The sequence below is a fragment of the Synechococcus sp. R65.1 genome, from assembly GCF_047461755.1.
Classification (GTDB): Bacteria; Cyanobacteriota; Cyanobacteriia; order Thermostichales; family Thermostichaceae; genus Thermostichus.
Genome location: NZ_JANSHU010000012.1, coordinates 60,198 through 66,698 on the forward strand (window position 1 = coordinate 60,198; position 6,501 = coordinate 66,698).

Sequence of the window (6,501 nt, forward strand, 5' to 3'; positions counted from 1 at the left end):
TATGATACTAACCGTTTGGTGCTCGTTGCTTCACTGAGCATTCCTCCCCATTGAGTCCCTAGCTCAAGGACACATCCTGCCATGCGAACCCTTTTGAGTCTCCTTTTGGCCCTTTGCCTAGCGCTTGGTTTTACCCAGGCAGTGCAGGCAGAGCCCTTGATTGGCTTGAAGCCTTGTAGCGAAGTTCCTGCTTTCCAGGCTCTACGAGATCAGCGCCTGAGCAGCCTCGAAGAGAAAATCCGCAACGCTAGCCCTGAGTTGGCTCCCCTTTACCAGCAACAGTTGGTCCAAACCGAAAAGCGTTTTGAGCGCTACAGCAAGCTGCTCTGTGGCGAAGAAGGCTTGCCTCACCTGGTTACCGATGGCCGCTGGAGCCATGCAGGTGAGTTTCTCATCCCTGGCTTACTTTTCCTCTACCTTGCCGGCTGGTTGGGCTGGGCAGGCCGCTCCTACCTAATTGCCGTTCGCGATAGCGAGGAGCCGGAGATGAAAGAAAGTATCATCGACGTTCCCTTGGCGCTGCGCTGTTTCCTCACGGCTTTGGCCTGGCCTGCCGCTGCTTTCAAGGAAATTGCCAGCGGTGAAATTCAAGAGCCAGAGGAGGCTATCCCTGTCTCTCCTCGCTGAGGAAGGAACTGAGTCAACCCATTCCCTGTGAGAGGTCGATATGGCTGACTTCACCAAATTTCTCACCACCGCTCCAGTAGCCCTCATTTTGTTTTCCAGCTTCTTCCTTGCCCTGTTTATTGAGATCAATCGCTTCTTCCCTGACATTTTGACGTTCTAAATATCTAAATAAAGGGGTAGGGATCCCCACAGAGCCTCGGGGATCCCTGCTTCTCTTAGCCTGGACACAAGATTGCCTCATGCCTGAGTCCCCTGTCGACACTGCTCTCTCTGGTAAGGAACACATCACGGCCCCAGAAGGGGATCCGCAAATTGGCAACCTCCAGACACCGATTAACCACGCGCCTGCCGTTCGTCTCTTCCTAAGTTGGCTGCCGATCAACCGACCGGGAGCCAGTCCTATCTGGCGGGGTCTGGAAATTGGTATGGCCCACGGCTATTGGCTGGTGGGGCCCTTTGCCAAGCTCGGGCCTTTGCGCAACGAGCCTATTGGCCTGCTGAGTGGCTTCCTGGGAGCTTGTGGTCTCATTTTGATCCTGACGGCGGCCCTCTCTCTCTACGGCACCGTCTCCTCGCCGCGCCATGGCGGGCCAGTCCAGGGATCCCAGGCCTGGAGCGAATTGGCTGCCGGCTTTTTAATAGGGGGAATGGGAGGAGCCATCGTTGCCTACCTGCTGTTGCTCAATGGCGATCTCCTGTTTCCCCCCTTTCGCTAATTTCCAATTTTTGTCAGCAGCCGTGAGCGATCCACTCCTTGGACTTGATCCCAGTTCCGAAAGATTGCCGTCGACCGAGATCCGTCGCCTGTCGCCGGCTGCCTTAGCTTACTTGGGGGATGCCATTTACGAACTCCACGTGCGGCGGCAACAGTTGTTTCCCCCAGATCGCTTAGAGCGCTACCATCAGCGGGTGGTGAGGCGGGTGTGCGGCTCGGCTCAGGCCAAGCTGCTGTTAGCGCTGCTACCATATCTCAGCCCTGAAGAGCAGGCTATTGTCTGCTGGGGCCGCAATGGTTGCGGTCGCCCACCTCGGCATCTGCCCCTAGCCGACTATCAAAATGCCAGTGGCCTGGAAACCATCCTGGGCTACCTCTACCTCACCAATCCCGACCGCTTGCGCTCCATTCTTGCCCTCACCGATGTTTTGGCTGAGATGATTTAGGTCTTCCTCTCATGCCTAAGCCTTCTCGCCTACGCAAGTTGCGGCGACCCATGGAGCCCAAGCCCGAAGAGGAACAAGAGATTATCTACGGTCGCCAGACTTTACTGGCGGCCCTGCGGAGCGGTGCTACCCTCAACCGGGTTTGGGTGGTGCCGAGGCTACGGTATAGCCCCCAGTTTTTGTCGCTCTTGGAGGAGGCCAAAGCGCGCGGCACGGTTATTGATGAGGTCTCTCCCCAGCGACTAAACCTCCTTACGGGTGGAGCTAACCATCAGGGGATCGCCGCCCAGGCTACCCCTTATCGATACGTGGATCTAGAAGAGCTGGTGGAGCGCAGCCGCCAGGCTAGCCCCCAGCCGGTGCTGGTGGTGCTAGACGGGATTCAGGATCCCCACAACCTAGGAGCTATTGCCCGTAGCGTGGAGGCGTTTGGCATGCAGGGGATGGTGATCCCGCAGCGGCGGGCGGCAGGGGTGACCGCGACAGTGATGAAGGTGGCAGCTGGCGCCCTCTCCACCCTGCCCGTGGCGCGGGTGGTGAACTTAAATCGCGCTCTAGAGTACCTTAAAGAGCAAGGGTTTTGGATCTATGGCACCACCAGCCAGGGAGCTGCCCCCGTCTATAGCGCCGACTTTCGCCGACCCGTCGCCTTGGTGATTGGATCGGAAGGGGAAGGCATTAGCCTGCTTACCCAGCGCCACTGCGACCAACTGCTGTCGATTCCCTTATCGGGCCGCACGGAAAGCTTGAATGCTTCGGTAGCAGCGGGCATCGTCCTCTACGAGATCCACCGGCAGCGCTCCCCTCACCAGCTCAAGCGCACTGAAACATTTCTCAACAAATTCTCAACAAACGCAGTAGAATCTAAGTGACTGCAGGCCACTTCTTAGCGGGGGATCGATCCTGTGAGCAACCCTTTGACTAGTCTTCTGAAGAGGTTGATCAGCCTCTTGGATAGGCTGCGCGGCTTAGCGGTTTGGATTGAGATTGCCACCGACGACTGCACCTACTATTACGGCCCCTTTGCTAGCCTGGAGGAAGCAGAAGCGCACAAAGGCAACTACATCGCCGACCTGAAGGCGGAAGGGGTTCAGAAGATCGAGGTTCAGGTAAAGAAAATGCGCCAGCCACAGGCGCTGACAGTGGCTCGCACCTCTTCGCAGGCGGGTTCTTGAGGGCCGTCATGGTTTACCAGATAACTGTCCATCACCGGGGCCAAACCTACCGCTTTCCTGCGGCGGCGGAGCAGACGGTTTTACAGGCGGCTCTTGAACACGGCTTAGAGCTGCCCTCTTCCTGCCAAGCAGGTGTCTGCACCACCTGTGCAGGGCGACTGAAGTCGGGAACCGTGGCCCAGCCTAACGCCATGATCGGGCCAGAGCTCAAGGCTCAGGGGTTTGTCCTGCTGTGCGTGGCCTATCCTACCTCTGATCTCGAGGTGGAAACAGATCAGGAGGAAGAGGTCTATCGTTTGCAGTTTGGCCGCTAGCCCTGTCCTCCTTGCTTGGCGCGAGTTCAGCGTGAGGAACCTGTGAAGCTACATTTTCTGCGTCTAGCTTTGCCCCTGAGTTTGCCACTTTCTGCTTCTCAACTGGAGGGATCTCTTCTCCACCAAGTCGCCCGAGAGCTGGGGCAAACGGCCCGCCTCCTGCGCTGGAGTCTGACGGCGGTGGAGGGGGATAGGGTTTGGGTAGAGGTGGTGGCTACTACCGACAATGGCTACTAGATTCACGCTTAGCCAGCTTCTAGCCCCCTCTAGGGGGTTGGGAGCCAACAAGCTGATAGCTACCAGCAGTGCCCTCGTTAGCTTTTCTCGTTTAGCCAATGTCTGTATCTGAACCAGCTTCACCAGCTCCAACTTTGGCCGAGCAGCGCCCCCCTGTCGCCCTCACCATTGCCGGATCCGATAGCGGCGGCGGAGCCGGCATTCAAGCGGATCTGCGCACTTTTGCCTTCCAGCGGGTTCATGGCACTTCCGCCCTCACCTGCGTAACTGCCCAGAATACCCTGGGGGTCAACCGCGTGGATGCGCTGCCGCCAGAGGCAGTGGCTGCTCAAATTGAAGCGGTGGTGCAGGACATTGGGGTGCAAGGGATCAAAACCGGCATGTTGCTCAATGCCGAGATCGTGCGCGAGGTGGCCCGCCAAGTGGAGCGCTGGGCGCTGCAGCCACTGGTGGTAGATCCGGTAATGGTCTCCCGCACGGGGGCCAAGCTGCTGGCGGAGGAGGCCATCCAGGCCATCCGCGAGCGGCTAATTCCCCTGGCTCAGGTTGTTACCCCCAACCGCTACGAAGCCCAGATTTTGGCGGGGATGGAACTGCAGTCGCTGGCGGATATGGAGACGGCGGCCCGCTGCATCCACGCCCTAGGCTGTAAGGCTGTACTGGTCAAGGGGGGAGGCATGCCGGGAGAACTGCAGGGGGTGGACGTGTGGTTTGACGGCGAGCGGCTCGAGGTGCTCAAAAGCGAGCGGATCCCCACCCGCCACACCCACGGCACCGGCTGCACCCTCTCGGCAGCCATTGCGGCGCAACTGGCTTGGGGGAAGGATCCCCTGACGGCAACGCTGCTGGCCAAGGCCTATGTTACCGAAGCCCTGCGGCATCCTTTGGCCATTGGGGCCGGTCAGGGACCGGTGGGTCACTTCTACCCCCTTCTGGCCTCCTCTAGCTCCGACTAAAGCAGCGTCCGCACGTCCACCACTTTGCCGCTCACTGCTGCTGCCGCCACCATGGCCGGGCTCATGAGCAGAGTGCGCCCTGTGGGGGATCCCTGGCGGCCCTTAAAGTTGCGGTTGGAGGAAGAGGCGCTAATCTGCCGCCCTACCAAGCGGTCTGGGTTCATAGCCAAGCACATGGAGCAGCCGGGATCCCGCCACTCAAACCCTGCTGCCTCAAAGATTTCCCGCAAGCCTTCCTGTTCGGCCTCCTGCTTGACCCGCTCGGAGCCAGGCACCACAAACGCTTTCACTCCAGGCGCTACCCGCCGGCCTTTGGCAACCTTGGCTGCCTCCCGCAAATCGCTCAAGCGACCATTGGTGCAGCTGCCAATAAAGCAGACATCTACCGGCGTGCCTACAATGGGATCCCCTGGCCGCAAGCCCATGTAGGCGTAGGCTTCCCTAGCCAGCTCCCGCTCACTTTCTGGCAGCTCCTCGGGAGCCGGGATCCGCTCGTCCACCCCAATGTTTTGGCCGGGGGTAATCCCCCAGGTAACCGTGGGAGCGATCTCGGAGGCCTGAAACACTACCACGTCGTCATAGACAGCTTCGGGGTCACTGGCTAGGCTTTGCCACCAGGCCACAGCCTCTTCCCAATCGGATCCCTGAGGAGCAAACTCCCGCCCCCGCAAATACTCAAAGGTCACGGCGTCGGGATTGACATAGCCGCAGCGGGCTCCTCCTTCGATGGACATGTTGCAGAGGGTCATGCGTTCTTCCATGCTCATCGCCTCGACAGTGCTGCCGCCGTACTCGTAGGCGTAGCCCACCCCGCCTTTGACCCCCAGCTTGCGGATGATGTGCAGGATCACATCCTTGGCGTAAACCCCCGGCCCCAACGTGCCCTGCACCTCGATGCGACGCACCTTGAGCTTGGACAAGGCCAGAGTTTGGGTGGCCAGCACGTCCCGCACCTGGCTGGTGCCGATGCCAAAGGCAATGGCTCCAAAGGCGCCGTGGGTAGAAGTGTGGCTATCGCCGCAGGCAATGGTCATCCCCGGCTGCGTCAGCCCCAGCTCCGGCGCAATCACATGCACGATCCCCTGCCGGCCGGAGCCGCTGTTGTAGAAGCGGATGCCGTATTGGCGACAGTTGCGCTCTAGCTCCTGGATCATCTCCTCCGCCAAGGGATCCGCAAAAGGTCGCGTCCGGTTGTCGGTGGGGATAATGTGATCTACCGTCGCCACCGTCCGCTCTGGAAAAAGAACTGGCAGATTGCGCTCCCGCAGCATGGCAAAAGCCTGGGGACTGGTGACCTCGTGGATGAGGTGTAGCCCAATGAACAACTGCGTCTGCCCTGAGGGCAAGATCCGCACCGTATGGGCGTCCCAGACTTTGTCAAACAACGTCCTCTCGCTCATCTTCTTCTTGGGCCCGCAGCCAAGCTAATTTTTAGTCTGAACTACAGAGCTTTAATGTTCCACCGGTTATCAGGGCCTGTTTCCTGGCTAGGCTAGCTAGCAATTCTAGGGGGATCGAGAGGGTGGGGATCCGGCTCCAGCAGAATCCCAGTGGGAGCAAACTGGGTTACCCAGAAGTCCACCTCCGGAAAGCGGCGGCGCAGGCTCTCGCAGGCTTGAGCAGCCCCCTCCAGGCTAGCCATAAGCCCAAACACTGTCGGCCCCGAGCCCGACATCAGGGATCCCAACGCCCCTACCTCCAGCAGGGCCTGGCGCAATTTTCCTACGATAGCGTACTCGGCCAAAACTGGCTGCTCCAGGTCGTTGCGCAAACTGCGGGCCAAGGCCAGCAGATCCCGACGCTCCAGAGCAGCGAGGACTTGGGGCAAGGTCGACAGAGAGGATCCCGCAGAAGGCAAGGAAGCGGCACGGTGAGCGCGAAAGGCTTGATAGGCCCAGGCAGTGGAGATCCCAAGGCGCTTGGGCTTGGCCAACAGCAGGGGGATCCCTTCCCAGTCGGCCAGCGGCTGTAAAACTTCTCCCCGTCCTGTGGCTAGCTGGGTGCCCCCCAGCACGCAAAAGGGAATGTCGG

11 protein-coding genes are annotated in these 6,501 nt (G+C 59.6%); 9 read left to right on the forward strand and 2 right to left on the reverse strand.

The annotated features are described in order from the left end of the window. The first annotated feature begins 81 nt into the window (after positions 1-81). The 9 genes from NW814_RS06975 (at position 82) to thiD (ending at position 4,470) form a co-directional block, all read left to right on the forward strand. On the forward strand, positions 82-627 hold the full coding sequence (locus NW814_RS06975) for a Photosystem I reaction center subunit III (RefSeq protein ID WP_414405716.1): 546 nt from the start codon (positions 82-84) through the stop codon (positions 625-627). 40 nt (positions 628-667) lie between these two features. Next, a complete protein-coding gene (locus NW814_RS06980; RefSeq protein ID WP_099812540.1) occupies positions 668-787 on the forward strand; it encodes a Photosystem I reaction center subunit IX in 120 nt (39 codons plus the stop codon). A gap of 79 nt (positions 788-866) precedes the next feature. After that, positions 867-1,343 (forward strand): photosystem I reaction center subunit XI, encoded by a 477-nt coding sequence (locus NW814_RS06985; protein ID WP_414405717.1) that lies wholly within the window; start codon positions 867-869, stop codon positions 1,341-1,343. 64 nt (positions 1,344-1,407) lie between these two features. Further along, positions 1,408-1,788, forward strand: a complete 381-nt coding sequence (locus tag NW814_RS06990; protein WP_414394695.1) for a ribonuclease III domain-containing protein — start codon at positions 1,408-1,410, stop codon at positions 1,786-1,788. Between the two features lie 11 nt (positions 1,789-1,799). Beyond that, the gene (gene rlmB, locus NW814_RS06995) at positions 1,800-2,660 is read left to right on the forward strand and encodes a 23S rRNA (guanosine(2251)-2'-O)-methyltransferase RlmB (protein WP_414405718.1); all 861 of its coding nucleotides are present in this window, start codon (positions 1,800-1,802) and stop codon (positions 2,658-2,660) included. 45 nt (positions 2,661-2,705) lie between these two features. Continuing rightward, a complete protein-coding gene (locus NW814_RS07000; RefSeq protein ID WP_414405719.1) occupies positions 2,706-2,963 on the forward strand; it encodes a DUF1816 domain-containing protein in 258 nt (85 codons plus the stop codon). 8 nt (positions 2,964-2,971) lie between these two features. Further along, positions 2,972-3,277: a 2Fe-2S iron-sulfur cluster-binding protein gene (locus tag NW814_RS07005; RefSeq protein WP_414405720.1), complete on the forward strand. Its 306-nt coding sequence runs from the start codon at positions 2,972-2,974 to the stop codon at positions 3,275-3,277. A 42-nt stretch (positions 3,278-3,319) separates the two neighbouring features. Then, on the forward strand, positions 3,320-3,514 hold the full coding sequence (locus NW814_RS07010) for a hypothetical protein (protein WP_414405721.1): 195 nt from the start codon (positions 3,320-3,322) through the stop codon (positions 3,512-3,514). Positions 3,515-3,612: 98 nt separating this feature from the next. Continuing rightward, the gene (thiD, locus tag NW814_RS07015; protein WP_414405722.1) at positions 3,613-4,470 is read left to right on the forward strand and encodes a bifunctional hydroxymethylpyrimidine kinase/phosphomethylpyrimidine kinase; all 858 of its coding nucleotides are present in this window, start codon (positions 3,613-3,615) and stop codon (positions 4,468-4,470) included. Here the strand turns inward: thiD and leuC are convergent. Next, entirely contained in the window at positions 4,467-5,870 is a 1,404-nt protein-coding gene (gene leuC, locus NW814_RS07020; RefSeq protein WP_414405723.1) for a 3-isopropylmalate dehydratase large subunit, read from the reverse strand. The genes thiD and leuC overlap by 4 nt on opposite strands. Positions 5,871-5,962: 92 nt before the next feature. After that, the coding region (locus tag NW814_RS07025) for a 4-(cytidine 5'-diphospho)-2-C-methyl-D-erythritol kinase (RefSeq protein ID WP_414405724.1) at positions 5,963-6,501 on the reverse strand (539 nt) is incomplete at its 5' end.

What these genes read in the sequence shown, in the direction of transcription:
- NW814_RS06975 (WP_414405716.1), top strand. Translation starts at nt 82, where the DNA reads ATGCGAACCCTTTTGAGTCTCCTTTTGGCCCTTTGCCTAGCGCTTGGT.
- NW814_RS06980 (WP_099812540.1), top strand. Translation starts at nt 668, where the DNA reads ATGGCTGACTTCACCAAATTTCTCACCACCGCTCCAGTAGCCCTCATT.
- NW814_RS06985 (WP_414405717.1), top strand. Translation starts at nt 867, where the DNA reads ATGCCTGAGTCCCCTGTCGACACTGCTCTCTCTGGTAAGGAACACATC.
- rlmB (WP_414405718.1), top strand. Translation starts at nt 1,800, where the DNA reads ATGCCTAAGCCTTCTCGCCTACGCAAGTTGCGGCGACCCATGGAGCCC.
- NW814_RS07005 (WP_414405720.1), top strand. Translation starts at nt 2,972, where the DNA reads ATGGTTTACCAGATAACTGTCCATCACCGGGGCCAAACCTACCGCTTT.
- thiD (WP_414405722.1), top strand. Translation starts at nt 3,613, where the DNA reads ATGTCTGTATCTGAACCAGCTTCACCAGCTCCAACTTTGGCCGAGCAG.
- leuC (WP_414405723.1), bottom strand. Translation starts at nt 5,870, where the DNA reads ATGAGCGAGAGGACGTTGTTTGACAAAGTCTGGGACGCCCATACGGTG.